Origin of the sequence: Metapseudomonas phytobenefica (genome assembly GCF_043392685.1) — a bacterium.
In the GTDB taxonomy this organism is placed as follows: domain Bacteria; phylum Pseudomonadota; class Gammaproteobacteria; order Pseudomonadales; family Pseudomonadaceae; genus Metapseudomonas.
On sequence record NZ_JBHZGM010000006.1, the window covers coordinates 14865 to 38721 of the forward strand.

The 23857-nt window shown below is 65.4% G+C and carries 21 protein-coding genes; 6 read left to right on the plus strand and 15 right to left on the minus strand.

From position 1 onward, the window contains the following. Positions 1–44: 44 nt before the first annotated feature. The 12 genes from trpC to ACFW0B_RS07180 all read right to left on the minus strand — a co-directional run bounded on the left by trpC (position 45) and on the right by ACFW0B_RS07180 (position 13532). Positions 45–881 (minus strand): indole-3-glycerol phosphate synthase TrpC, encoded by an 837-nt coding sequence (trpC, locus tag ACFW0B_RS07125; RefSeq protein WP_449147237.1) that lies wholly within the window; start codon positions 879–881, stop codon positions 45–47. Then, the gene (gene trpD, locus ACFW0B_RS07130) at positions 878–1927 is read right to left on the minus strand and encodes an anthranilate phosphoribosyltransferase (protein ID WP_449147238.1); all 1050 of its coding nucleotides are present in this window, start codon (positions 1925–1927) and stop codon (positions 878–880) included. Before trpD ends, trpC begins: the two co-directional genes overlap by 4 nt. Continuing rightward, on the minus strand, positions 1927–2520 hold the full coding sequence (locus ACFW0B_RS07135; protein ID WP_449147239.1) for an aminodeoxychorismate/anthranilate synthase component II: 594 nt from the start codon (positions 2518–2520) through the stop codon (positions 1927–1929). The genes trpD and ACFW0B_RS07135 overlap by 1 nt, the downstream gene beginning before the upstream one ends. Positions 2521–2530: 10 nt before the next feature. Then, complete coding sequence (gene trpE / locus ACFW0B_RS07140; protein ID WP_449147240.1) at positions 2531–4018, minus strand: anthranilate synthase component I; 1488 nt, start codon at positions 4016–4018, stop codon at positions 2531–2533. A 94-nt stretch (positions 4019–4112) separates the two neighbouring features. Next, entirely contained in the window at positions 4113–4952 is an 840-nt protein-coding gene (locus ACFW0B_RS07145) for a phosphoglycolate phosphatase (RefSeq protein ID WP_449147241.1), read from the minus strand. A 1-nt stretch (position 4953) separates the two neighbouring features. Then, positions 4954–5622, minus strand: a complete 669-nt coding sequence (rpe, locus tag ACFW0B_RS07150; RefSeq protein ID WP_449147242.1) for a ribulose-phosphate 3-epimerase — start codon at positions 5620–5622, stop codon at positions 4954–4956. 143 nt (positions 5623–5765) lie between these two features. After that, positions 5766–6593 (minus strand): ABC transporter permease, encoded by an 828-nt coding sequence (locus tag ACFW0B_RS07155; RefSeq protein ID WP_449147243.1) that lies wholly within the window; start codon positions 6591–6593, stop codon positions 5766–5768. A 110-nt stretch (positions 6594–6703) separates the two neighbouring features. Beyond that, positions 6704–7951, minus strand: a complete 1248-nt coding sequence (locus ACFW0B_RS07160; protein WP_449147244.1) for an ABC transporter permease — start codon at positions 7949–7951, stop codon at positions 6704–6706. A gap of 268 nt (positions 7952–8219) precedes the next feature. Beyond that, positions 8220–9251: an ABC transporter substrate-binding protein gene (locus tag ACFW0B_RS07165; protein ID WP_449147245.1), complete on the minus strand. Its 1032-nt coding sequence runs from the start codon at positions 9249–9251 to the stop codon at positions 8220–8222. A gap of 49 nt (positions 9252–9300) precedes the next feature. Further along, positions 9301–10410 (minus strand): ABC transporter ATP-binding protein, encoded by a 1110-nt coding sequence (locus ACFW0B_RS07170; protein ID WP_449147246.1) that lies wholly within the window; start codon positions 10408–10410, stop codon positions 9301–9303. 150 nt (positions 10411–10560) lie between these two features. Continuing rightward, positions 10561–11190, minus strand: a complete 630-nt coding sequence (locus ACFW0B_RS07175; RefSeq protein WP_449147247.1) for a response regulator — start codon at positions 11188–11190, stop codon at positions 10561–10563. Beyond that, on the minus strand, positions 11187–13532 hold the full coding sequence (locus ACFW0B_RS07180; RefSeq protein WP_449147394.1) for a PAS domain-containing sensor histidine kinase: 2346 nt from the start codon (positions 13530–13532) through the stop codon (positions 11187–11189). The genes ACFW0B_RS07175 and ACFW0B_RS07180 overlap by 4 nt, the downstream gene beginning before the upstream one ends. 180 nt (positions 13533–13712) lie before the next feature. Between ACFW0B_RS07180 and ACFW0B_RS07185 the strand changes: the two genes are divergently transcribed. Further along, a complete protein-coding gene (locus ACFW0B_RS07185) occupies positions 13713–14741 on the plus strand; it encodes an alpha/beta hydrolase family protein (protein WP_449147248.1) in 1029 nt (342 codons plus the stop codon). Positions 14742–14776: 35 nt separating this feature from the next. On the opposite strand, the gene ACFW0B_RS07190 is transcribed toward ACFW0B_RS07185, so the two are convergent. The 3 genes from ACFW0B_RS07190 to ACFW0B_RS07200 are packed head-to-tail and all read right to left on the minus strand — an operon-like array spanning position 14777 to position 17239. Then, positions 14777–15544 (minus strand): TerB family tellurite resistance protein, encoded by a 768-nt coding sequence (locus ACFW0B_RS07190; RefSeq protein WP_449147249.1) that lies wholly within the window; start codon positions 15542–15544, stop codon positions 14777–14779. A gap of 1 nt (position 15545) precedes the next feature. Beyond that, complete coding sequence (murU, locus tag ACFW0B_RS07195; RefSeq protein ID WP_449147250.1) at positions 15546–16217, minus strand: N-acetylmuramate alpha-1-phosphate uridylyltransferase MurU; 672 nt, start codon at positions 16215–16217, stop codon at positions 15546–15548. After that, entirely contained in the window at positions 16214–17239 is a 1026-nt protein-coding gene (locus tag ACFW0B_RS07200) for an aminoglycoside phosphotransferase family protein (protein WP_449147395.1), read from the minus strand. Before ACFW0B_RS07200 ends, murU begins: the two co-directional genes overlap by 4 nt. 125 nt (positions 17240–17364) lie before the next feature. Between ACFW0B_RS07200 and ACFW0B_RS07205 the strand changes: the two genes are divergently transcribed. The 5 genes from ACFW0B_RS07205 to apaG all read left to right on the plus strand — a co-directional run bounded on the left by ACFW0B_RS07205 (position 17365) and on the right by apaG (position 23857). Continuing rightward, positions 17365–20142, plus strand: coding sequence for an LPS-assembly protein LptD (locus tag ACFW0B_RS07205; protein WP_449147251.1), 2778 nt, complete (start codon positions 17365–17367; stop codon positions 20140–20142). Continuing rightward, positions 20123–21415, plus strand: a complete 1293-nt coding sequence (locus ACFW0B_RS07210) for a peptidylprolyl isomerase (protein ID WP_449147252.1) — start codon at positions 20123–20125, stop codon at positions 21413–21415. The genes ACFW0B_RS07205 and ACFW0B_RS07210 overlap by 20 nt, the downstream gene beginning before the upstream one ends. 73 nt (positions 21416–21488) lie before the next feature. Continuing rightward, positions 21489–22478, plus strand: a complete 990-nt coding sequence (gene pdxA / locus ACFW0B_RS07215) for a 4-hydroxythreonine-4-phosphate dehydrogenase PdxA (RefSeq protein WP_449147253.1) — start codon at positions 21489–21491, stop codon at positions 22476–22478. Between the two features lie 163 nt (positions 22479–22641). Then, complete coding sequence (rsmA, locus tag ACFW0B_RS07220) at positions 22642–23445, plus strand: 16S rRNA (adenine(1518)-N(6)/adenine(1519)-N(6))-dimethyltransferase RsmA (protein WP_449147254.1); 804 nt, start codon at positions 22642–22644, stop codon at positions 23443–23445. Between the two features lie 31 nt (positions 23446–23476). Further along, positions 23477–23857 carry a Co2+/Mg2+ efflux protein ApaG gene (apaG, locus tag ACFW0B_RS07225; protein ID WP_449147255.1) on the plus strand — a complete coding sequence of 127 codons (381 nt, stop codon included), beginning with the start codon at positions 23477–23479 and terminating at the stop codon, positions 23855–23857.

Genomic DNA, 23857 nt, shown 5'->3' on the forward strand with positions numbered 1-23857 from the left:
GCCGGCGCAAGCCGGCTTTTTCATCTCTGGAGATCGGCACCGGATCAGTCCGGATCGATGCCTGCTACCACAGGGTTGCGCTCGGGGAAGAACAGCCGGCCCAATTCGGCACCCGGCTCCTCGGCGCGCATGAAGGCCTCGCCCACCAGGAAGGCGTACACGCCGCTGACTTCCATCAGCTCCACGTCGGCACGGTTGAGGATGCCGCTCTCGGTCACCACCAGGCGGTCGCGCGGGATGCGCGGCAGCAGGTCGAGGGTGGTTTCCAGGCTCACCTCGAAGGTGTGCAGGTTGCGGTTGTTGATGCCCACCAGCGGGGTATCCAGGCAGTTCAGTGCGCGGTCCAGTTCTGCGGCGTCATGCACTTCCACCAGCACGTCGAGCCCAACCTCCTTGGCAGTCGCGGCCAGCTCCTTCATGCGGCTATCTTCCAGGGCGGAGACGATCAGCAGGATGCAGTCGGCGCCGATGGCACGGGCCTCGACCACCTGGTAGGGGTCGATCATGAAGTCCTTGCGGATGACCGGCAGCGAGCAGGCTGCGCGAGCTTGCTGCAGGTAGGCGTCGGCACCCTGGAAGAAGTCCACGTCGGTCAGCACCGAGAGGCAGGCGGCACCGCCAGCCTCGTAGCTCTTGGCGATCTGCGCCGGGTCGAAGTGCTCACGCAGCACGCCCTTGCTCGGGGAGGCCTTTTTCACCTCGGCGATCACCGCCGGCTCGTGGCGCTCGGCGCGCTCCAGCAGGGCACGGGCGAAACCACGGGGCGCGTCGGCGGCACGCGCCAGCGCCTCGATTTCAGACTGGGAAACGCGGGCACGGCAGACAGCCACTTCCTCGGCCTTGCGCGCCAGGATCTTCTCGAGAACGGTTGGGATGCTCACGCTTCATTCTCCACTCGGAACACCGCGGTAAAGGAGGCCAGTTCGTCCAGTTTCTCGCGGGCCAGGCCAGTGTCCAGGGCGTCCTGCGCCAAGCGCACACCTTCTTTCAGGCTGGACGCCAGATCGGCGGCGTAGAGCGCCGCGCCGGCGTTCAGCACGATCATGTCGGCGGCCTTCTGGCCATTCTCGGTCTGGCGCTTGCCCAGGGCGTCGCGGATCAGTTCAAGCGACTCCTGCGGGCTGCCGACAGTCAGGCCGATCAGGCTCTGGCTCCTGATGCCGAAGTCCTCGGGCTGGATCTGATACTCGGTGACTTCGCCGTCCTTCAGTTCGGCGACGTGGGTCGGCGCGGCGAGGCTCACCTCGTCGAGGCCGTCACGGGAATGAACCACCAGGATGTGCTCGCTGCCCAGGCGCTTGAGCACCTCGGCCAGCGGGCGGCACAGTGCCTGGCTGAACACGCCGACCACTTGGCGCTTAACCCCGGCCGGGTTCGTCAGCGGGCCAAGCATGTTGAACAGGGTGCGCAGCCCGAGTTCGCGGCGCGGACCGGCGGCGAACTTCATGGCCTTGTGGTGAACCTGGGCGAACATGAAGCCCACGCCGATGCACTCGATGCAGCGCGCCACCTGCTCCGGCTTGAGGTCCAGGTAGATGCCGGCGGCTTCCAGCACGTCGGCGCTGCCGGTCTTGCCGGACACCGCGCGGTTGCCGTGCTTGGCCACCTTGCCCCCCGCCGCAGCGACCACGAAGGTGGCTGCCGAGGAGACGTTGAAGATATTCGCGCCATCGCCGCCGGTGCCCACCACGTCGACCACGTGATCTAGGGTGGAGAGTTCGACGCGGGTGGCCAGCTCACGCATGACCGACACCGCACCGACGATCTCTTCGATGGTTTCGCTCTTCATGCGCATGCCCATGAGGAAAGCGCCGATCTGGGCGTCAGTGCACTGGCCGGTCATGATCAGGCGCATCACGTCCTGCATTTCTTCGGTGGTCAGGTCCAGTTGATTGACCACACGGTTCAAGGCTTCCTTGATATCCATCAGCGCACTCCACCGGTCTGCTTGAGGAAGTTGGCCAGCAGTTCATGGCCTTGTTCGGTAAGGATGGACTCCGGATGGAATTGCACACCCTCGATGTTCAGCGTCTTGTGACGCAACCCCATGATCTCGTCCACCGAGCCGTCGGCGTGCTGGGTCCAGGCGGTGACTTCGAGCACTTCGGGCAGGGTTTCCAGCTTCACCACCAGGGAGTGGTAGCGGGTAACGGTCAACGGGTGGTTCAGGCCTTCGAACACGCCCTGGTCCTTGTGGAACACCGGGCTGGTCTTGCCGTGCATGGCCTGGCGTGCCCGCACCACGTCGCCGCCGAAAGCCTGGCCGATACTCTGGTGGCCCAGGCACACGCCGAGGATCGGCAGCTTGCCGGCGAAGTGACGGATCACTTCCAGCGACACGCCAGCCTCGTTGGGCGTGCAGGGACCGGGGGAGACCACGATGCGCTCCGGGTTCAGCGCCTCGATTTCGGCGATGGAGAGTTCATCGTTGCGAATCACCTGCACGTCCGCGCCCAGCTCGCCCAGGTACTGCACCACGTTGTAGGTAAAGGAATCGTAGTTGTCGATCATCAGCAGCATGGTGCAATCCTCAGGCGTCGGTCTTGGCGGTCTGTTCGGCGAGGGCCACGGCACGGAACATGGCACGGCGCTTGTTCAGCGTCTCTTCCCATTCCAGTGCCGGAACCGAGTCGGCGACGATGCCGGCGCCGGCCTGTACGTGCAGTTCGCCGTCCTTGATGACCGCCGTGCGGATCGCGATGGCCGTATCCATGTTGCCGTTCCAGGCCAGGTAGCCCACGGCGCCGCCGTAGACGCCACGCTTGACCGGTTCGAGGTCGTCGATGATTTCCATGGCGCGGATCTTCGGTGCGCCGGAAAGGGTCCCGGCCGGCAGGATGGCGCGCAGTGCCGCCATGGCGGAGACGCCTTCCTTGAGCTGGCCGGTGACGTTGGAAACGATGTGCATCACGTTGGAGTAACGCTCGATCACCATCTTCTCGGTGACCTTCACCGAACCGGTGCTGGAAACGCGGCCGACGTCATTGCGGCCGAGGTCGATCAGCATCAGGTGCTCGGCGAGCTCCTTGGCGTCGGAGAGCAGGTCTTCTTCCAGCGCGCGGTCGGCTTCCTCGGTCGCGCCGCGCGGGCGGGTGCCGGCGATCGGGCGCACGGTGACCAGGCCATCCTCGACCCGCACCAGCACCTCCGGCGAGCTGCCCACGACGTGGAAGTCACCAAAGTTGAAGAAGTACATGTAGGGGGTTGGGTTGAAGCAGCGCAAGGCGCGGTAGAGATCGATGGGCGCGGCCTTGAAGGGGATCGACATGCGCTGGGAAATCACCACCTGCATGCAGTCGCCGGCCAGGATGTATTCCTTGATCTCCCGCACAGCCTGCTCGTAGTCCTCGCGGGTGAAGCTGGAGCGGAACTCCGGCTCGCCAGCGGCCGGCAGACTCGGGTCCACGCCCAGGCGCGGCACCACCGGCTGGCGCAGCTTCTGGCGCAGCTCCAGCAGGCGCGCCTGGCCCTGTTCATAGGCGTCGGGCTGGGTCGGGTCGACCAGGACGATGGCGTGCAGCTTGCCCGCCAGGTTGTCGAAGACGACCACCGCGTCCGAGACCATCAGCAGGATGTCCGGGGTACCCAGCGGATCGGGGTTCGGGCAGTTGGCCAGGCGCTTCTCGACGTAACGCACGCAGTCATAGCCGAAGTAACCCACCAGGCCGCCGTTGAAGCGCGGCAGGCCGGCGATGGGCGCCACCTGGTAGCGCTCCTTGAATGCTTCGACGAATGCCAGCGGATCCTCGCAGTCGTGGGACTCCACTTCGACGTCGTCGACACTGACGCTGACCTTCAGGCCGTGGGCACGCAGCACAGTGCGGCTCTGCAGTCCGATGATCGAGTAACGGCCCCACTTCTCGCCGCCCTGCACGGACTCCAGCAGGTAGGAATACGGGGTATCGGCGAGCTTCAGGTAGAGGGACAGGGGGGTGTCGAAATCCGCCAGTGTTTCGAACGCAAGCGGAATGCGGTTATAGCCTTCGGCGGCCAAACGCAGGAATTCTTCGCGGGTCATGATCAGCCTCGTGGGCGGGGAGCCCCGTGGGGCTCCTGGAGATGAAAACGTCGATGTGCAAGCAAGCGCGCCGGAGCATCCGGCCAGAATGAATTCAGGCGCGCCAGCGCCAACGGGCGATAGCCTTGATGATGCTCATTCCGGCTCGTGTGAGCCGATGCTTGCTGGAAACCACCACGTTTCTGTCTCGTTGAGGCGGATTGTAGGAGGAGTTCGGCGACATTAGCGCAGCGCCGTGGGCGGCGCAACCACCCGGAAGCAGCTCACGCAGGTCATCCACCACAAGGGCCGGCTCTTCTTCGGCGATGGGTCGACCGTGGTTGTAGCCATAGCTCAGCGCCACGCATTTCACCCCGGCGGCCTTGGCGGCGAGCACGTCGTTGCGCGAGTCACCGACGAACAGCGCTTCGCTGCGGCTGACCCCGGTGATGTGCATCACGTGGAGCAACGCGGCCGGGTCCGGCTTCTGCTGCGGCAGGGTGTCGCCGCCGATGATCAGCGGGAAGTAGCGCCCCAGCTTCATTTCGTCCAGCAAGGGGGCAACGAAGCGTTCGGGCTTGTTGGTGACCAGCGCCAGTTCAACGCCTTTCTTCTTCAGCCATTTGAGGGTTTCCGCCACCCCCGGATAGACCGTGGTCAGCGCATGGCTTTCGGCGTAAGCCTCCATGAACAGCTCCAGGCCGCGTTCAGCGTCGCTGTCGTGCACGGCGGAATGGTCGAGGCCGCCGGCCAGGGCGCGGCGCACCAGCACCCGGGCACCGTTGCCCACCCACTCGCGCACCCGCTCGACACCAGCGGCCGGCCGCCCCAGGGCGATCAGCATCTTGTCCACGGCTGCGGCCAGGTCCGGCACCGAATCCACCAGGGTGCCATCCAGATCGAACATCACCAGGCGCGGCAGGCGCCCGTCAAACAACCGCTGCAACGTGCCCATATCAGGCCTGGGCCAGTTCGGCGCGCATGGCGGCGATGACTTCGGCGTAGTCCGGGGCATTGAAGATGGCCGAACCGGCGACGAAGGTGTCGGCGCCCGCCGCGGCGATCTCACGGATGTTCTTCACGTTGACGCCGCCGTCGATCTCCAGGCGAATGTCGCGGCCGGAGGCGTCGATCAGGGCGCGGGCCTCGCGCAGCTTGCCGAGGGTGCCGGGGATGAACTTCTGCCCGCCGAAGCCGGGGTTCACGCTCATCAGCAGGATCATGTCAACCTTGTCCATCACGTACTTGAGCACATCCAGCGGGGTGGCCGGGTTGAACACCAGGCCCGCCTTGCAGCCGCCGTCGCGGATCAGCTGCAGGGAACGGTCAATGTGCTCGGAGGCTTCCGGGTGGAAGGTGATGTAGGTGGCGCCCGCCTCGATGAAGTCACCGATGATGCGGTCCACCGGCTTGACCATCAGGTGCGCATCGATCGGCGCGGTGATGCCGTACTTGCGCAGCGCCGCGCAGACCATCGGGCCGATGGTCAGGTTGGGTACGTAGTGGTTGTCCATCACGTCGAAGTGAACGATGTCGGCGCCGGCGGCGAGAACGTTCTCCACTTCCTCGCCCAGGCGGGCGAAATCGGCGGAAAGGATCGACGGAGCGATGGCGAAGGGCTGCATGGCTGACCTCAGGGGGAATCACGGTGGCGCGAATTGTAGCCGGGATGAATGGCGCGCGGGGATTCGACCGATGACCGAGGCGGGAGGGAAAAAAGCCTGCCCGCTACGGGGACACGGGCAGGCAAAGAAAAGATTGGACAGGCTTACTCCGGCATGGACGTGCGCAGGCGCTCGCTGCGGCCGCGCAGCCACTCCAGCACCAGCAGCAGGACGATGGAGAAGCCGATCAGCAGGGTCGCGGCGGCGGCGATGGTCGGGCTGAGGTTCTCGCGGATGCCGCTGAACATCTGCCGTGGCAGGGTGGCCTGCTCCGGACCGGCGAGGAACAGCGTCACCACCACTTCGTCGAAGGAGGTGGCGAAGGCGAACAGCGCCCCGGAGATCACCCCCGGCGCGATCAGCGGCAGGGTCACCTTGAAGAAGGTGGTCAGCGGCGGCGCGCCCAGGCTGGCGGCGGCGCGCACCAGGTTGTAGTTGAAGCCCTGCAGGGTGGCCGACACCGTGATGATCACGAAGGGCACGCCCAGTACCGCGTGTACCAGGATCAGCGACAGGTAGCTGTTGCCCAGGCCCAGCGGAGCGAAGAACAGGTAGCTGGCCACGCCGATGATCACCACCGGCACCACCATCGGCGAAATCAGCAGGCTCATCACCAGCGCCTTGCCGCGGAATTCGCCACGGGTCAGGCCGATGGACGCCAGGGTGCCGAAGACCATTGCCAGAAAGGTGGCCGCCGGGGCGACGATCATGCTGTTGGTCAGCGAGCGCATCCACTCCGCCGAGTTGAAGAAGTCGGCGTACCAGCGCAGGGAGAAGCCCTGCAGCGGATAGACCAGGAAGGTGCCGGAGTTGAACGACAGCGGCACGATCACCAGCACCGGCAGGATCAGGAACAGCAGCACCAGGCCGCAGAGGCTGCGCAGGGTGTAGAACCACACGCGCTCGACCGGGGACATGTAGGGACTCAGCATGAAGCTCTCTCCTCAGAATCTTTTTATTACCCCACCCTCTCCCGGCCCTTAGGGCCACCCTCTCCCGCACGCGGGAGAGGGGGATCGGATGGCCTCCTTTGGAGGCGTTCTCAACCCAGACGCAGACGGCCGGCGCCGACCAGCCAGGTGTAGACCACGTACAGCACCAGGGTGGCGAACAGCAGCATGCCGCCCAGGGCCGTGGCCATGCCCCAGTTGATGGTGGTGTTGGTGAAGAAGGCGACGAAGTAGCTGACCATCTGGTCGTTCGGGCTGCCCAGCAGCGCCGGGGTGATGTAGTAGCCGATGGACAGGATGAACACCAGCAGGCAACCGGCGCCTACGCCCGCCACGGTCTGCGGGAAGTACACCCGCCAGAAGCTGGCGAACGGGTGGCAGCCGAGGGAAATCGCCGCACGCATGTAGCTGGGGGAAATGCCCTTCATCACACTGTAGATCGGCAGGATCATGAACGGCAGCATGATGTGCACCATGGAGATGTAGACGCCGGTGCGGTTGAACACCAGCTGCAACGGCTGGTCGATCAGGCCGAGCTTGATCAGCGCCCCGTTGATCAGGCCACCGGACTGCAGCAGCACGATCCAGGCAGCGACGCGCACCAGGATCGAGGTCCAGAACGGCAGCAGCACCAGGATCATCAGCAGGTTGCTCTGGCGCGTCGGCAGATTGGCCAGCAGATAGGCCAGCGGGTAGGCGAGCAGCAGGCAAATGACGGTGATCACCGCGCCCATCCAGAAGGTACGGGCGAAGATGTCCAGGTAGATGGCCTGATCCGGCGTGGCCGGGGCAATCTCGCCCAGATCATCGATGCGATGGTCGAGGGAGGCCAGCAGATAATAGGGGGTCAGGTGGCTGGAATTGCGGCGGATCGCCTGCCAGTAGGCCGGGTCGCCCCAGCGCTCGTCCAGGCTCTCCAGGGCCTCCTTGTAGGAAGCCGGCTCGGTCTTGAACGGCAGTGCGCGTGCGGTCTTGGCCATCAGGCTGCGATAGCCGGCCAGTTCCATGTTCAGGCGCTTGGAAAGGTCGCCGATGGTCTGGTTCTTGCGCGCTGCGGCCAGGTCTTCGGCCAGCGCCTTGTACACCGGCTCGGCGGGCAGCGCCTTGCCATCCCAGCTGGAAATGGCGTCGACCGTGCGCGGCATGGAGCCGACCACTTCCGGGTTGTTCACGCTCTTGTAAAGCAGCGCGCCGATGGGCACCAGGAAAGTCAGCAAGAGGAAGATCAGCAGCGGCAGGATCAGCGCCTGGGATTTCAGGCGGTTCATCCGCTCGGCTCGGGCGAGGCGCTGCTTGAGGCTGGGGCCGGCGACCTCGTTCAGGGGCACTGCAGTGGCCATGGCGAACTCCGTTGGAACAGGGTTGGACTTTCAGCCCTTGGGTTATGTACGAAAACTGCCTGCGCTCGGTGATGCTTCGTTAAAAATCGGTTCGGAATGCTCATTAACAGTCGTTAACTCGGGTGCGAGCCCAGTCCGCTTCCTCACCAATTTTTGCCTCGCCTGACCTTCGCTCGACGACTTCTCGTACAAAACCTCGGGCCGGGGTGAGGAAAACGCCCCTCACCCCCAGCCCCTCTCCCGGTGGGAGAGGGGAATTGCGACGACCTTACTTGGCCGCCCAGGAGTTGAAGCGCTGTTCCAGCTGCTCGCCGTAGTCAGCCCAGAAGGTGACGTCCATGGCGACCTGGTCCTTGATGTTCTCCGGAGTGGTCGGCATGTCTTTGAGCAGGCTCTTGTCCAGCAGCGAAACCGCCTGGGTGTTGGCCGGGCCGTAGGCGATGCTCTCGGAGTAGGCCTTCTGCTGCTCGGGCTTGACCGTGAAGGCGATGAATTCCTTGGCCTTGTCGAGATCCTTGGCACCCTTCGGGATAGCCCAGGAGTCGAAGTCATAGATGCCGCCGGTCCACACCACTTTCAGGTTGCTTTCCTGCTGCACGGCAGCGATACGGCCGTTGTAGGCGGAGCTCATGACCACGTCGCCGGAAGCGAGGAATTGCGGCGGCTGGGCGCCGGCTTCCCACCACTGGATGCTCGGCTTGATCTCGTCGAGCTTCTTGAAGGCGCGGTCCTGGCCTTCCTTGGTGGCGAGCACGGTGTAGACGTCCTTCGGCGCAACGCCGTCGGCCATCAGGGCGAATTCCAGGGTGTACTTGGCACCCTTGCGCAGGCCGCGCTTGCCCGGGAATTTGTTCACATCCCAGAAATCGGCCCAGCCGGTGGGGGCGGACTTCAGCTTGTCGGCGTTGTAGGCGAGCACGGTGGACCATACGAAGAAGCCCACACCGCACGGCTGGAGGGCACCGGGGACGAAATCTTCGGCGTTGCCGAACTGGGCTGCGTCCAGCTCTTCGAACATGCCTTCATCGCAGCCACGGGACAGCTCGGGCGACTCCACTTCCACCAGGTTCCAGGAAACGCTGTTGGTGTCGACCATGGCCTTCACCTTGGCCATTTCACCGTTGTATTCGCCGGCGATGATCTTGTCGCCAGTGCTCTTCTGGAAGGGCTCGTAGAACGCCTTGACCTGCGCATTCTTGTTGGCGCCACCGAAGGACACCACGGTCAGGTCGGCCGCCATGGCCTGTGCGGCGCAGGCCAACCCGAGGGCGATGGCGGTGAGTTTCAGGGATTTCGACATTGTTGTTTTCTCCACAGTGCAGGGTTGCTAATGCGTTGGCGCTGCCGCGTCATTCCGCCAGAAGCGGGTCCAGTGCGCGGACGTGCTCCACTTGCCAGCCGAGCGGCACCACATCGCCTACCGCCAGTGCGGGGTCGAGCTCAGCAATAGGTTGCTTGACGAAGAAATCGGGCTTGCCGCAGACCTCCATGCGGATACGCACGTGGTCGCCCAGGTAGATGAATTCGGCGACGCGGCCGGAGAAGCGGTTCACGCAGCTCTCGCTGTGGCCGTTCAGGCGCACGCGCTCTGGGCGGATCGACAGGGTCACCGGCTCGCCCGGCTTGCCGACGTTGATCGCCAGCGCCTCGACCTTCTCGCCGCGGGCCAGGCGAACCACGCACTTCTCGCCGTCAAGGCTTTCCAGCTGGCCGCTCAGGCGGTTGTTCTCGCCGATGAAGTTGGCCACGAAGGTGTTCTTCGGCAGCTCGTAGAGCTCGCGCGGCGGGGCGATCTGCTGGATCTCGCCCTGATGAAACACGGCCACGCGGTCGGACATGGTCAGGGCTTCGCCCTGGTCGTGGGTCACGTAGACCACGGTCACGCCGAGGCGCTGGTGGATGTGCTTGATCTCCATCTGCATGTGTTCACGCAGCTGCTTGTCCAGCGCACCGAGGGGTTCGTCCATCAGCACCAGCTGGGGTTCGAACACCAGGGCGCGGGCCAGGGCGACGCGCTGCTGCTGGCCGCCGGAAAGCTGGCCGGGGTAGCGGTTGCGGAAGCTGTCCAGCTGGACCATGGACAACGCGCGCTTGACCCGCTCGCTGGCGTCGGTCTTGCTCATGCCACGCACCGTGAGCGGGAAGGCCAGGTTCTCGGCCACCGTCATGTGCGGGAACAGCGCATAGTTCTGGAACACCATGCCGATGTCGCGCTTGTGCGGAGGCACGTTGTTGATGGAGCGACCGGCCAGGAGGATTTCGCCGTTGGTGGGGGTTTCGAACCCGGCGAGCATCATCAGGCTGGTGGTCTTGCCGGAGCCGGACGGCCCGAGCAGGGTGAGGAATTCGCCTTTGCGAATATCCAGGTTGAGGTCTTTGACGATCAGGGTCTCGCCGTCGTAGCTCTTCTGCACGCCGCGAAAGCTGACCAGGATGTCGTTGCCTTGTGTCTCGGCCATAACGCACCTTTATTTTTGTGTCTGCCGTAGATCAAAGCCTAGAGAAGGCGGCAAACCACGCAAATCGGGCGTTATGAGAGATTGCTATAAGGCTTGGAGAGGATTTTTTGTAGGAATTGCCCTACAAATCTTAGTGTCATTGTCGGACATTCACAGCAGCTTATGCTCCACGGCGTACTTCACCAGATCGGCTACCGAGTGCAATCCGAGCTTCTGCATCAGGCGCGCCTTGTGGGTGCTCACGGTCTTGCTGCTGACCGCCAGTTGCTGGGCGATTTCGTTCACCCCCTCGCCGCGCACCAGGCGCTCGAACACCGAGAACTCACGCTCCGACAGCAGGGTATGAGCCGGCCGGGCGTCGGTCAGTCCCACTTCGAAGACCATGCGGTCGGCCAGGTCCGGATCGATGTAACGGCCGCCTGAGGCCACCTTGCGGATCGCGGTGAGCAGCAGGGACGGGTCGCTGTCCTTGGTGGCGTAGCCGGCGGCGCCGATCTTCAGCGCCCGCGCCGCCATCTGCGCTTCGTCGTGCATGGACAGCACCAGCACCGCCGGCGGATTGCTTAGGGCGCGGATGCGCGGAATGGCTTCCAGACCGTTCACGCCGGGCATGGAGATGTCCAGCAGCACCACTTCGCAGGGCGTCTGGCGCAGCGCTTCCATCAACTGCTCGCCATTGCCGGCCTCCCCCGCCACGCAAAGGTCCTTGGCCAGGCCGATGAGCTGTTTGATGCCCTCACGGACGATAGTGTGGTCTTCAGCCACCAGTACTCGGATCACGCCACCTTCTCCTTATTCAACGCCACGCGCACACAGAGGGTGGTGCCCTCGCCCGGCTGGCTCTCGATCTGCAGACTGCCGCCCAGCATCAGCACGCGCTCGCGCATGCCCACCAGGCCGAATGATCCACCCCCCTTGGCGCTGGTATCGAAACCACGGCCATCGTCGCTGATGCGCAGGCAGATCATGCCGTCCTCCACACTGAGGCTTACCGCAACAGTATGCGCCTCGGCATGGCGCATGACGTTGGTCAGCGCCTCCTGCAGAACACGGAACAGGCCCACCGCCTTGGCATCGGACAGCTTTGGCAGCTGCTCGGGCACCTCCACCAGACAGGGAATATGGGTGCGAGTCTCGAAGCGGCGCGCCTGCCATTCGATGGCCGAGGCGATGCCGGCGTCGAGGATCGGCGGCCGCAATGCAGTCGCCACATCGCGCACCAGCTGGAACAGGTGGGCAATCAGCCGCTTCATGCTGTCCAGGCGCTCCTTGAGTCCGGCGTCGAGCTCGGCGTAGGCCAGTTCGCACATGGAAGTCTCCAGCTTGAGCACCGTGAGCACCTGGCCGAGTTCGTCATGGACCTCCCGGGCGATGCGCGCCTTCTCTTCCTCACGCACGCTTTCCAGGTGCGCCGACAGCTCGCGCAACTGGGCGCGGGAAGCTCCCAGCTCCAGTTCGATCTGCTTGTTGCCGGTGATGTCCCAGACCACACCGTCCCAGACCGCGCGGCCGTCATCGAAGACCCGGGCACTGGCCTTGATGTCGGCCCAGCGCAGCTCACCGTCGCGGGTGAGGATGCGCCCCTGCCAGTGCCAGTCGCGATCGCCGTCCAGCGCCTGCATCTGGCTTTCCCAATAGTTCTCACGGTCGTCGGGATGGACCAGGCCGCGGATGCCACGCCCCGTGTCCAGCAGCTCGCTGGCGCTGTAGCCCACCAGGCCCTCGCTGCCTTCGCCGATGAAGGCGAAGGCCGACGCTGCGCCGGCCTTCGGCCGCTCGAGACGGAACACCAGGCCGGGCACGTTGGATGCGATGCCCTTCAGGCGCGCCTCGCTCTCTTCGAGTGCCTCGCGGGCGCGGCGGCGCTCGGTGGCGTCGGAGAGGAACACCACCAGGTATTCGGAAGAACCGAAGCGCAGGAAACTCAGCGACACATCCGCCGGCAGCCAGCTTCCGTCAGGGCGCAGGCAGCGGGTCTCGAAGCTCAGCGGCCCCTCGTCGCTGTTGCGCACACGGCGCCAGAGATCGAGCCAGCGGTCCATGTTCAGTTCGGGCTGGAAGTCGACCAGGGGGCGCTCCGCGAGGCTGCCCGGCGCATAGCCGAGCATCTGTTCGGCGGCACGGTTGGCGTAGCGCACGTGACTGTCCCAGTTCACCCAGAGGATGCCCAGGGTGCTGTGGTCGATGGAGAACTGGGTGAGACGCAGGGCCTCTTCTGCCGCTTCGCGCACCTGCAGGGCGTGGCGCGCATCCAGCAACTGCCGCTCCAGCCGACGCCGCTGCCGGCGCAGCCAGGTGATGATGGCTGCGGCAGCGAGCAGCAGCACGCCCAGCAACAGGCTGAGGTTCTGCCAGAAACCCGCGGACTCACCCAGGCGCGGATACTTCGGCTGCAGCCAGCGCTCGTGGAGCTGCTCGAGTTCCTTGGCCGGCAGGCTGCGCAGGGCAATGTCGATGACCGCGGCCAGCTCCGGCCAGTCCTTGCGCGAGGCGACCCGCAGCAGCTGCGGGAATCCGATATCGCCCACCACCGCCAGCCCGGCGAACTCCTGCTCGCGGGACAAGCGGCTGAGCTGGGCCTCATCCACCACGGCGTAGCGCACCTGCTCGGCGAGCAGCGCCTGCAGCGCCTGCCGCTCACTGGCCATGGGTTTGAGCTCGAGATTGGTATAGGTGACACGCAGGTAATCGGCCACCGCGCTGGGCTGGCGCAGGGCTACGGGCGACGTGGCATCGAGCTGTTCCAGATCCACCGCCGCGCTGCCCTCCCGCTCCCCCACCAGCAGCTGGGAAACCCGCAGGTAGGGGTCGGAGAACAACCACAGACGCAGGCCGGCAGGCGTCTGGCCAAGGCCCGGCGCCAGGTCGATCTGCCCGCCGCGCAGGGCCCGTTCCAGTTCGGCCTGGCTGTCGTAGGTACGCCAGATCAGCTCCACGCCCATGTCCCTGGCCAGCCAGTTCATCAGCTCGACGTTGGCGCCCGATAGTTGCTGCAGACGGCGATCCAGCTGGACATAGGGCGCCTGGAGCACGGCGCCGACACGCAGCTGGGGATGATTCTCGAGCCATTGCCGCTGGTTTTCGTCCAGGGACAGATGGCTCGGCGCGGCCAGAGCGGACATCGCCAGGCTGCACGCAAACAACAGGGAAAGGAGCACACGGATCATGGATGGCCAACCGCAACCGGAGGAAACAGCCGACATACCTTACTCCAGCGGTGGCACACCATGCGAAGGCCTGGCCTGACAAATGCACAACGAGCCATTAGGCTCCTGCTTCCCAGCTTGACCAGGAAGCCCTCGATGTCCCGCGCCGTTCGCCCTGCCCTCGCAGCCCTTTGCCTCGCCCTGCTGCCCACTTCCCCCGTGCTGCTGGCCGAAGAAGACGTAGCAGCGAAGGAGATTGCGCCAGCAGCGGAGCGAGCGCCCCTGGAAGAACGCAGCCGGGAGGCAGCAAGCGGCCTGGAGCGCCAGCTACCCGCGCGCGAGCACCAGCGACTCAAGGCCGGCGAGGAAAGCTTCCTCGTGCTTTGGCAGCCCGCGAATGTCGATGAGCCCAGCGGACTGGTGATTCTCCTTCCCGGCGAAGGCGAGAGCGCCGACTGGCCCGAGGCTGTAGGGCCGCTGCGGCGCGAGCTGCCGGACGCCGGCTGGAGCACCCTCGCCCTGACCCTGCCGGACCCCAGCGGCGACCCGCTGCCGCCCCGCCCCCTGAAAACCGAGGAGCCGACCCGGGCGGAACCGGCAGTAAGTCCGGAGAAGGCTGAAGAGGACGGCCCCGCCAATACCGAACAGGCCGGCAGCGCCGAACCCGATACCGATCCGGCGCCTCCGCCGCTGTCCCGCGATGCCATCCAGAAGGCCCAGACCACGCGCATATTCGCCCGCATCGACGCCGCGCTGGCCTTCGCCCGCCAGCAGAAACCCGGGTCAATCGTGCTGCTGGGGCATGGCACCGGCGCCTACTGGGCGACGCAGTACCTCGCGGCCAACGAACCGAAGGACGTGCGCAACCTCCTGCTGGTGGCAGCGCAATTGCCGGTTGGCTACGAGCCTGCGCTGGAGGACTCGCTGCCCGCGCTGAAGCTGGCCACTGGCGACTTCTATTACAAGGACCAGCCCACAGACCGCGACGCCGCCCTGCGCCGCCTGCACGCGAGCAAGCGGCAGAAGCACCCGGCCTATGTCCAGGTCGCCATGAAAGGCCTGCCGGCTGATCGACGCATCGAACAGGAGCAGCTCATCCGGCGCATTCGCGGCTGGCTGAGCCAGCATCTGGAAGCGGACGCCAGCAAGGCGCCATCCAGGGCCGCCGCAGGTCCCTCGATCTAGACAGGAACCCGGCGCGAGCCACCCCGAGGGGCGCTTCAGCGGAAGCCGTGACGCTCGCGGATCAGGTTGTAGGCGCTGTGCAGCTCGCGGGTGCGGTCGGTGGCGGCACGCACCAGGGCCGGGCTGGCACCCGAGCCGGCGAGCTTGTCCGGATGGTTCTGGCTGAGCAGGCGGCGGTAGGCACGCTTGATCACCGCCGGCTCGCAGTCGGCAGTCACCCCCAGCAGGATCAGGGCCTCCTTGTAGCTGTTGCCGCGCCTGGGGGGCAGGCCATGGGGAATGTCGTAACCGGCCCCCAGCGCCTCGACCCGGGATGCCGGAAGGCCGAGCCAATGCCCCCACTGGAGGATGAGTTCCCGCTCGCGCTGGCCGATCCGGCCATCGGCTGCGGCCATCTGCCAGCAACTGCGCAGCAGGCGCTCCACGGCCAGACGCTCGCCCTTCAGCACGCGCAGGCTGGGCTGCAGATTGTCGCTGCCGGCCTTGCCACGGTTGAAGGCCGCAATGGCCCGACGGGCCCCGACGTCATCCAGGCCGATTCGCTTCATTTCCAGGCGCGCCTGCTGGATATGGGCTTCCTGCACCCGTCCATCGCTCTTGGCCAGGCGGCCGAGCAGGACGAACAGCAGATCCTGCTCTTCGATGGCGGGATCGCCCCGCAGGCGCGCGCGCAGGTCGCCCCAGGATTCCAGCTGCAGGCGCCGGTCGAACACCTGGCCCAGCAGCGCACCGAGCATGGCGCCCGGGATGCTCGCCAGGGCGAAGCCGGCAACAACGCCGATCAGAGTGCCGGGCCAGACCAACTCAGGCCTCCGCCGTCAGCAGGCGTTCGACTTCCGCCAGGCGCTCGTGGGTGCCGACATCCACCCAGCGTCCGGCGAAGTACTCCCCGCTCACCAGGCCGGCAGCCATGGCCTGGCGCAGCAGCGGCGCCAGCTTGAAGGCGCCGGGCTGGCAGTCCGCGAACAGGCGCGGATGAAGTACGGCAATGCCGCTGTAGGTGAGGCTGGGCTCCCCCTCCAGCGCATCACTCACACGCTCGCCCTCGAGACGGAAGTCGCCGCGCGGATGGTGGGCCGGATTGTCCACCAGCACCAGGTGGGCCAGGCCATGCAGCGGTTGCCGCAGGCGGCGGAAGTCGAAGTCAGTCCAGACATCGCCATTCACCACCAGGAAGGGTTCATCCCCCAGCAGCGGCAGCGCGCGAAAGATGCCGCCGCCGGTTTCCAGGGGTTCGCCCTCGGCGGAATAGCGGATGGACAGGCCGAAGCGCGCGCCATCGCCCAGGTGATCCTCGATCTGCTGGCCGAGCCAGGCATGATTGATCACCAGTTCGCGAATGCCGGCCTCCGCCAGCGCCCGCAGATGGAACTCGATGAGCGGCGTGTCGGCGGCGCGTACCAGCGGCTTCGGGGTATGCAGGGTCAGGGGGCGCATGCGCTCGCCCTTGCCCGCCGCGAGAATCATGGCCTTCATTGGGCGATGGCCTCGTCCCGGGGCAGGCTGGAGAGCAGCTCACCCAGCTCGGCCAGTTCCGGACGGCGCTTGATCACTGCATCTATATAGGCAAAGAAGCGCGGCACATCGCCCAGGTACTTGGGCTTGCCGTCGCGATGGCAGATGCGGGCGAAGATGCCGATGACCTTGAGGTGGCGCTGCACGCCCATCAGGTCGCTGGCGCGGCGGAACTCGGCGAAATCGGCCTGGACCGGAATCCCGGCCGCGCGGGCCTGGACCCAGTAGCGTTCCAGCCAACCGGCAACGCGTTCCTCAGGCCAGCTGAGGAAGGCGTCCTTGAACAGGCAGGTGACGTCGTAGGTGACCGGACCGTAGACCGCGTCCTGGAAATCCAGCACGCCCGGGTTCGGGGTACTCAGCATCAGGTTGCGCGGCATGTAGTCGCGATGCACCAGCACCTGGGGCTGGGCCAGGGCGCTGCCGATCAGCAGGTCGGAAATGCGCTGCCAGGCCGCCAGGCGCTCGCCTTGCAGCTCGATCCCCAGGTGACGCTGCAGGTACCACTCGGGGAACAGCTGCAGTTCGCGACGCAGCAGGGCATCGTCATAGCTGGGCATGGGCACGTCGAGGCTGCGTTGCTGGAACGTCAGCAGCGCCTGCAGGGCGTCATCGAACAGTGCATCGGCGTTTTCGGCATTGATGACGTCAAGGTAGGTCTGGCGTCCCAGGTCATCGAGGACCAGGAAGCCCTGCTCGACATCGGCAGCCAGGATGCGTGGCACGTGCACGCCCGCCTCGGCGAGCATGCCGGCCACCTTGACGAAGGGGCGGCAGTCCTCGCGCGGCGGCGGCGCGTCCATCAGGATCAGGGTGCGGCCGTCGGCCTCCCAGCGGAAGTAACGACGAAAGCTCGCGTCGCTGCTGGCCGGAACCAGCGTGGCGGCAGGCACGGGGCCCCAGCCTTCATCAGCGAACAGGGTGGGCAACTGCTGGTCCAGCCATTGGCTCAGCTGCTGAAGGCGCAGGTCTTCATGGTGCATCGGGTGGTCTCCGGCGGCGCTAGCCGTTGTGCGGGTCATGCTTTATTATCCAGCATCTTTTTCAGCCCATCGAGAGGCGTGCGGCCCAGCGGGCCGAAGGCGCGCAGGAAGCCCGGACTAATAAGATGGCAGTAAGATCCCCCGCGTTTCGTAGAAAGTTCCCCCTGCTGGTGACCGGCAGCCTGCTGGCCCTCCAGCCAGTAGCCACCTCGTTCGTCATCGCCGCAGAGCAGTTCGACTGCAAGGCTTCCGCCACTGGCGGCTGGGCCTGTGCGCCCAAGGCCAGCGCCGAGAGCCTGCCGCCGCGCCCGGTGCACAGCGACAGCGCCGTGAGCTCGACCATTGGCGTCGCGCCCCAGGCCGGCGAAGGCGGTGAAGCCCAGGGCGGCAAGCCGACCCTGGTCACCGAGGCCGAAGGCAAGGGCCTGGTCTCCCGCAGCGCCGATTACAGCCACCTCGACTGGGTGCCGCGCGACAAACTCACCCCCGCGCAACTGGCCGAAGCCGGCCCCTATTGTGCCGGTGCCTATGTCGAGCCGACGCGTCCGGGCATGGACGACGACACTCCGCTGGAAGATGCGCCGACCTACATCTCCGCCAAAGCCTCGCGCTACGAGCAGGAAAAGCAGATCGCCACCCTCGCAGGTGATGTCGTCCTGCGCCAGGGCAGCATGCAGGTGGAGGCCGACGAAGCCAACCTGCACCAGGCGGAAAACCGTGGCGAGCTGGTCGGCAACGTCAAGCTGCGCGACAAGGGCGCCCTGGTGGTCGGCGACCACGCCGAACTGCAACTGGACAACGGTGAAGCCAAGGTCGACAACGCCGAGTACGTCCTGCACCAGTCGCACACCCGCGGCAGCGCCCTGTACGCCAAGCGACAGGAAGACGCGATCATCCGCCTGAAGGACGGTACCTACACCCGTTGCGAACCGGGTGACAATGCCTGGCACCTGAAGGGCAACAACATCAAGCTGAACCCGGCCACCGGCTTCGGCACCGCGACCAACGTCACCCTGCGGGTCAAGGACATTCCGGTGTTCTATACCCCGTACATCTATTTCCCGATCGACGACCGTCGCCAGTCCGGCTTCCTGCCGCCGACCATCGGCAGCAGCAGCGACACCGGCTTCCTGCTGGTCACGCCGTACTACTTCAACCTGGCGCCGAACTACGACGCCACCCTGTACCCGCGCTACATGGCCAAGCGCGGCCTGCTGATGGAAGGCGAGTTCCGCTACCTGACCCGCAGCAGCGAAGGCCAGCTTGGCGCCGCCTACCTCGACGACAAGGAAGATGAGCGCAAGCTCATGTCCGAGTACGAGAAGAAGCGCTGGCTGTACAGCTGGAAACACACCGGCGGCCTGGACTCCCGCCTGCTGGCCGAAGTCGACTACACCGACATCAGCGACCCGTACTACTTCGAGGACCTGGACACCGACCTGGGCGTGGACACCCCCACCTACGTCAACCAGCGCGGCACCCTCACCTATCGCGGCAATACCTACACCGCGAAGCTGAATGCCCAGGCATACGAGTTGGCGACCATCACCGACATCACGCCCTACGACCGCCTGCCGCAGATCACCATGGACGGCGCATTGCCCTTCCAGCCCGGCGGCCTGAACTTCGCCTACAAGACCGAGTTCGTGCGTTTCGACCGCAACCTGCGCGACGGCCTGTTCACCGATATCGATGGCGTTACTTCACCCTGGAACGACAACAACCTGCGCGGCCTGGCTCGCGCCAATGGTGATCGTACCCACCTGGAGCCCGGCGTCAGCCTGCCGATGAACTGGACCTGGGGCTACCTCAAGCCGCAGGTCAAGTACGCCTATACCCAGTACGACCTTGACCTGGACCAGCAAGGCAAGAACACGCTGCTGGCCGAGCAGACCTTCCATGGCAGCCAGGATCGCCAGGTACCGATCTACAGCCTGGACAGTGGCTTGTTCTTCGACCGCCAGACCCAATTCTTCGGCAAGAACTACACCCAGACCCTGGAGCCTCGGCTGTTCTACCTCTACGTACCGGAAGAGGACCAGACCGACATCCCGCTGTTCGATACCGGCGAACCCACCTTCAGCTACTCGTCGCTGTGGCGTGACAACCGCTTCTCCGGCCGCGACCGCATCGGCGATGCCAACCAGGTTTCCCTGGGCGTGACCAACCGCTGGATCGAGTCCAATGGCTTCGAGCGCCAGCGCTTCAGCATCGGCCAGGCCTTCTACTTCCAGGACCGCAAGGTGCAACTGCCCGGCATCGACTTCCACGATCGTGCCGACGCCCAGGCCTCTGTTTCGCCCTACGCGCTGGAATACCTGTACCGCTTCAACCGCGACTGGCGCATCAACTCGACTTTCAACTGGGACCCGGATACCCATCGCACCCGCTCCGGCAGCGCGATGTTCCACTACCAGCCCGAGGACAACCCGAACAAGGTGGTCAACGCCGGTTATCGCTACCGAAACGACACCATCCGCTTCGACCAGTCCACCGGTAACTGGGTCGTGGGCGGCGGCGACTTCGGAACCCCCGGCTCGCCGAACTTCATCAAGGACTACTACAAGATCAGCCAGCACGACTTCTCGGTCATCTGGCCGATCGTCCCGCAATGGAGCGCCCTGGCCCGCTGGCAGTACGACTACAACCGCAACCGTACCCTGGAAGCCTTCGGCGGCTTCGAGTACGACAGCTGCTGCTGGAAGCTGCGCCTGATCAACCGCTACTGGGTGGACTACGACGAGTTCGACCAGACCCCCGACACCACCAACGAAAGCGGCGACCGCGGGATCTTCCTGCAAATCGTCCTGAAGGGCCTCGGCGGCATCGTTGGCAACAAGGCCGAAGGCTTCCTGGAAAAAGGCATTCAAGGTTACCGTGAACGTGAAGACCAAGCTCTCTGATTGTCTGCGCCCGCTGCTGTTGGGCGCCCTTCTCCTCGGCGGCCTCGCGCACGCCGAGGTTCGCACCATCGACCGCGTGGTCGCCATTGTCGATAACGATGTGATCATGCAGAGCCAGCTGGACCAGCGCCTGCGTGAAGTGCAGCAGACCATCGCCAAGCGCGGCGCCTCGCTGCCGCCCGAGAATGTGCTGAGCCAGCAGGTGCTGGAACGCCTGATCATCGAGAATATCCAGCTGCAGATCGGCGACCGCTCCGGCATCCGTATCGCCGATGAAGAACTGAACCAGGCCATCGAAGCCATCGCCCAGCGCAATGGCCTGACGGTCGACCAGTTCCGCAGCGCCCTCGCCCGTGACGGTCTGTCCTATGAGGACGCTCGCGACCAGGTTCGCCGCGAAATGGTCATCAGCCGCGTCCGCCAGCGTCGCGTGGCCGAGCGTATCCAGGTCACCGACCAGGAAGTGCAGAACTTCCTCGCTTCCGACATGGGCAAGATCCAGCTGTCCGAGGAATTTCGCCTGGCCAACATCCTGATCCCGGTACCGGAAGGTTCCTCGCCGAGCACCATCCAGGCAGCCGAGCGTCAGGCCGTGGAGCTGTATCAGCAGCTCCAGCAAGGCGCCGACTTCGCCCAGCTGGCGATTTCCCGCTCCGCCGGCGAAACCGCACTGGAAGGCGGCGAGATCGGCTGGCGCAAGGCCGCCCAGCTGCCGCCGCCCTTCGATGGCATGATCAGCGCCCTTGAGGTCGGCCAGGTGACCGAGCCGGTCCGTACCCCGGGCGGCTTCATCATCCTCAAGCTGATGGACAAGCGCGGTGGCGACACCTTGGTTCGCGACGAAGTGCACGTCCGCCACATCCTGCTCAAGCCCAGCGAGATTCGCAGCGAAGCGGATACCAAGCGTCTGGCCGAGCGCCTGTACGAGCGCATCCAGGCCGGCGAAGACTTCGGCGAGCTGGCCAAGAGCTTCTCCGAAGACCCGGGTTCTGCCCTCAATGGCGGCGATCTGAACTGGATCGACCCTAACGCTCTGGTTCCGGAGTTCCGCGAAGTCATGGCCAGAACCCCTGCCGGCGAGCTTTCCAGGCCGTTCAAGAGCCCCTACGGCTGGCATGTCCTGGAAGTGCTGGGCCGCCGCGCCACCGACAGCAGCGAGAAATTCCGCGAGCAGCAGGCCATCAACATCCTGCGCAACCGCAAGTACGACGAGGAACTGCAGGCCTGGCTGCGCCAGATCCGCGACGAAGCCTACGTCGAAACCAAGCTGTAAGTCGCCAGGTCCAGTCCGGCGCGCTGGCGGTACAATCACCGCCAACGCGCTGGACACCAAGCAAGGACCCGGAATGAAACCTCTCCGCTTCGCCCTCACCCCAGGTGAACCCGCCGGCATCGGCCCCGACCTTTGCCTGCTACTCTCCCGCTCCGCCCAGCCCCACGCCCTGATCGCCATCGCCAGTCGCGACCTGCTCGAGCAGCGTGCCGCCGAACTGGGCTTGTCGATTCAGCTGATCGAAACCGATCCATCCCACCTGCCGGAAGCTCCGGCTCCTGCCGGCAGCCTCTACGTCTGGGACACGCCCCTGCGAGTCGCAGCCAGGCCGGGCCAGCTGGAACCGGAGAACGCCGGCTATGTGCTGGAAACCCTGACCCGCGCGGGACAGGGCTGCCTCGACGGACTGTTCGCCGGAATGATCACCGCCCCTGTGCACAAGGGCGTGATCAACGAAGCGGGCATTGCCTTCTCCGGCCACACCGAATTTCTCGCCGATCTGACCGCAACCCGGCAGGTGGTGATGATGCTGGCCACTCGCGGCCTGCGCGTGGCCCTGGTGACCACCCACCTGCCACTCAAGGATGTCGCCGCCGCCATTACGCCCGACCGGCTCCAGCGCGTCAGCCGTATTCTCCATGCGGACCTGGTGAACAAGTTCGGCATCGCCCAACCGCGCATCCTGGTCTGCGGCCTCAACCCCCATGCCGGCGAAGGCGGCCACCTGGGCCGGGAAGAACTGGAGGTCATCGAGCCGACGCTCGAAGGGCTGCGCGAAGAGGGTCTGAACCTGGTTGGCCCGCTGCCCGCCGACACCCTGTTCACCCCCAAGCATCTGGAGCAGTGCGACGCCGTGCTCGCCATGTACCACGACCAGGGGCTGCCCGTGCTCAAGTACAAGGGCTTTGGCGCGGCGGTGAACGTCACCCTGGGCCTGCCGATCATCCGCACTTCGGTGGACCACGGCACCGCGCTGGATCTGGCCGGCACCGGGCGTATCGACTGCGGCAGCCTGGAAGTCGCCCTGGAAACCGCCTACCAGATGGCGGCCAGCAGTCGCTGAGGCTGCAAGCTGCAAGCTGCAAGCTGCAAGCTGCAAGCTGCAAGCTGCAAGCTGCAAGCCAATCAGCGTGCCGTACAGGGCCTCAGCTGATAAGCTTCGCGCCTTTGCATTTTCGCTTTACGCTCTTGCTTGATGCTTGCAGCTTGAAGCTTGGAGCTCCCCCATGTCCGAATACCAACACCGCGCGCGCAAGCGTTTCGGCCAGAACTTCCTGCATGACGCCGGCATCATCCACCGCATCCTGCGCAGCATTCACGCCCGCGCGGGCGAGCACCTGCTGGAGATCGGGCCGGGCCAGGGCGCGCTCACCGAAGGCCTGCTGGCCAGCGGCGCCCAACTCGACGTCGTCGAACTGGACCTGGACCTGATCCCCATCCTGAAGCACAAGTTCGGCCTTCTGCCGAACTTCCGCCTCAACCAGGGCGATGCGCTGAAGTTCGACTTCCGCCAGCTCGACGCCGAACCCCACAGCCTACGGGTGGTGGGCAACCTGCCGTACAACATCTCCACCCCGCTGATCTTCCACCTGCTGGACCACGCGGACCTGATCCGCGACATGCACTTCATGCTGCAGAAGGAAGTGGTGGAGCGCCTGGCCGCCGAGCCCGGCGGCGGCGACTGGGGCCGGCTGTCGATCATGGTCCAGTACCACTGCCGCGTGGAGCACCTGTTCAACGTCGGCCCGGGCGCCTTCAATCCGCCGCCCAAGGTGGATTCGGCCATCGTGCGCCTGGTCCCCCACGAAGTCCTGCCGCACCCGGCCAAGGATCCCGCCCTGCTGGAACGCGTGGTGCGCGAAGCGTTCAACCAGCGTCGCAAGACCCTGCGCAATACCCTCAAGGGCCTGCTGGACGCTTCCGCCATCGAAGCCGCAGGCGTCGACGGCGGGCTGCGCCCCGAACAGCTCGACCTGGCTTCCTTTGTCCGCCTGGCTGATCAACTGGCTGCCACCAGCGCGACCCCCTAGACTCCAATTCCAGCAATTCGAGAACTTTCGCGTGTCCGATTCCCCTTACAAGGTCGACGTCAGCGTCGTCACCCGCTTCCTCCCGGAACAATCGCAGCCGGACGAGAACCGCTTTGCCTTCGCCTACACCGTGACCATCCAGAACAACGGCGAGCTGCCGGCCCAGTTGCTCAGCCGCCACTGGGTGATCACCGATGGCGACGGCCATGTACAGGAAGTCCGCGGTGCCGGCGTGGTTGGGCAGCAGCCGCGAATCGAACCGGGTGCCAGCCACACCTACACCAGCGGTACCGTGATGGCCACGCGGGTTGGCAGCATGCAGGGCAGCTACCAGATGGTCGCTGACGACGGCAAACGCTTCGACGCCATCATCGCCCCCTTCCGCCTGGCCGTTCCGGGCTCGCTGCACTGA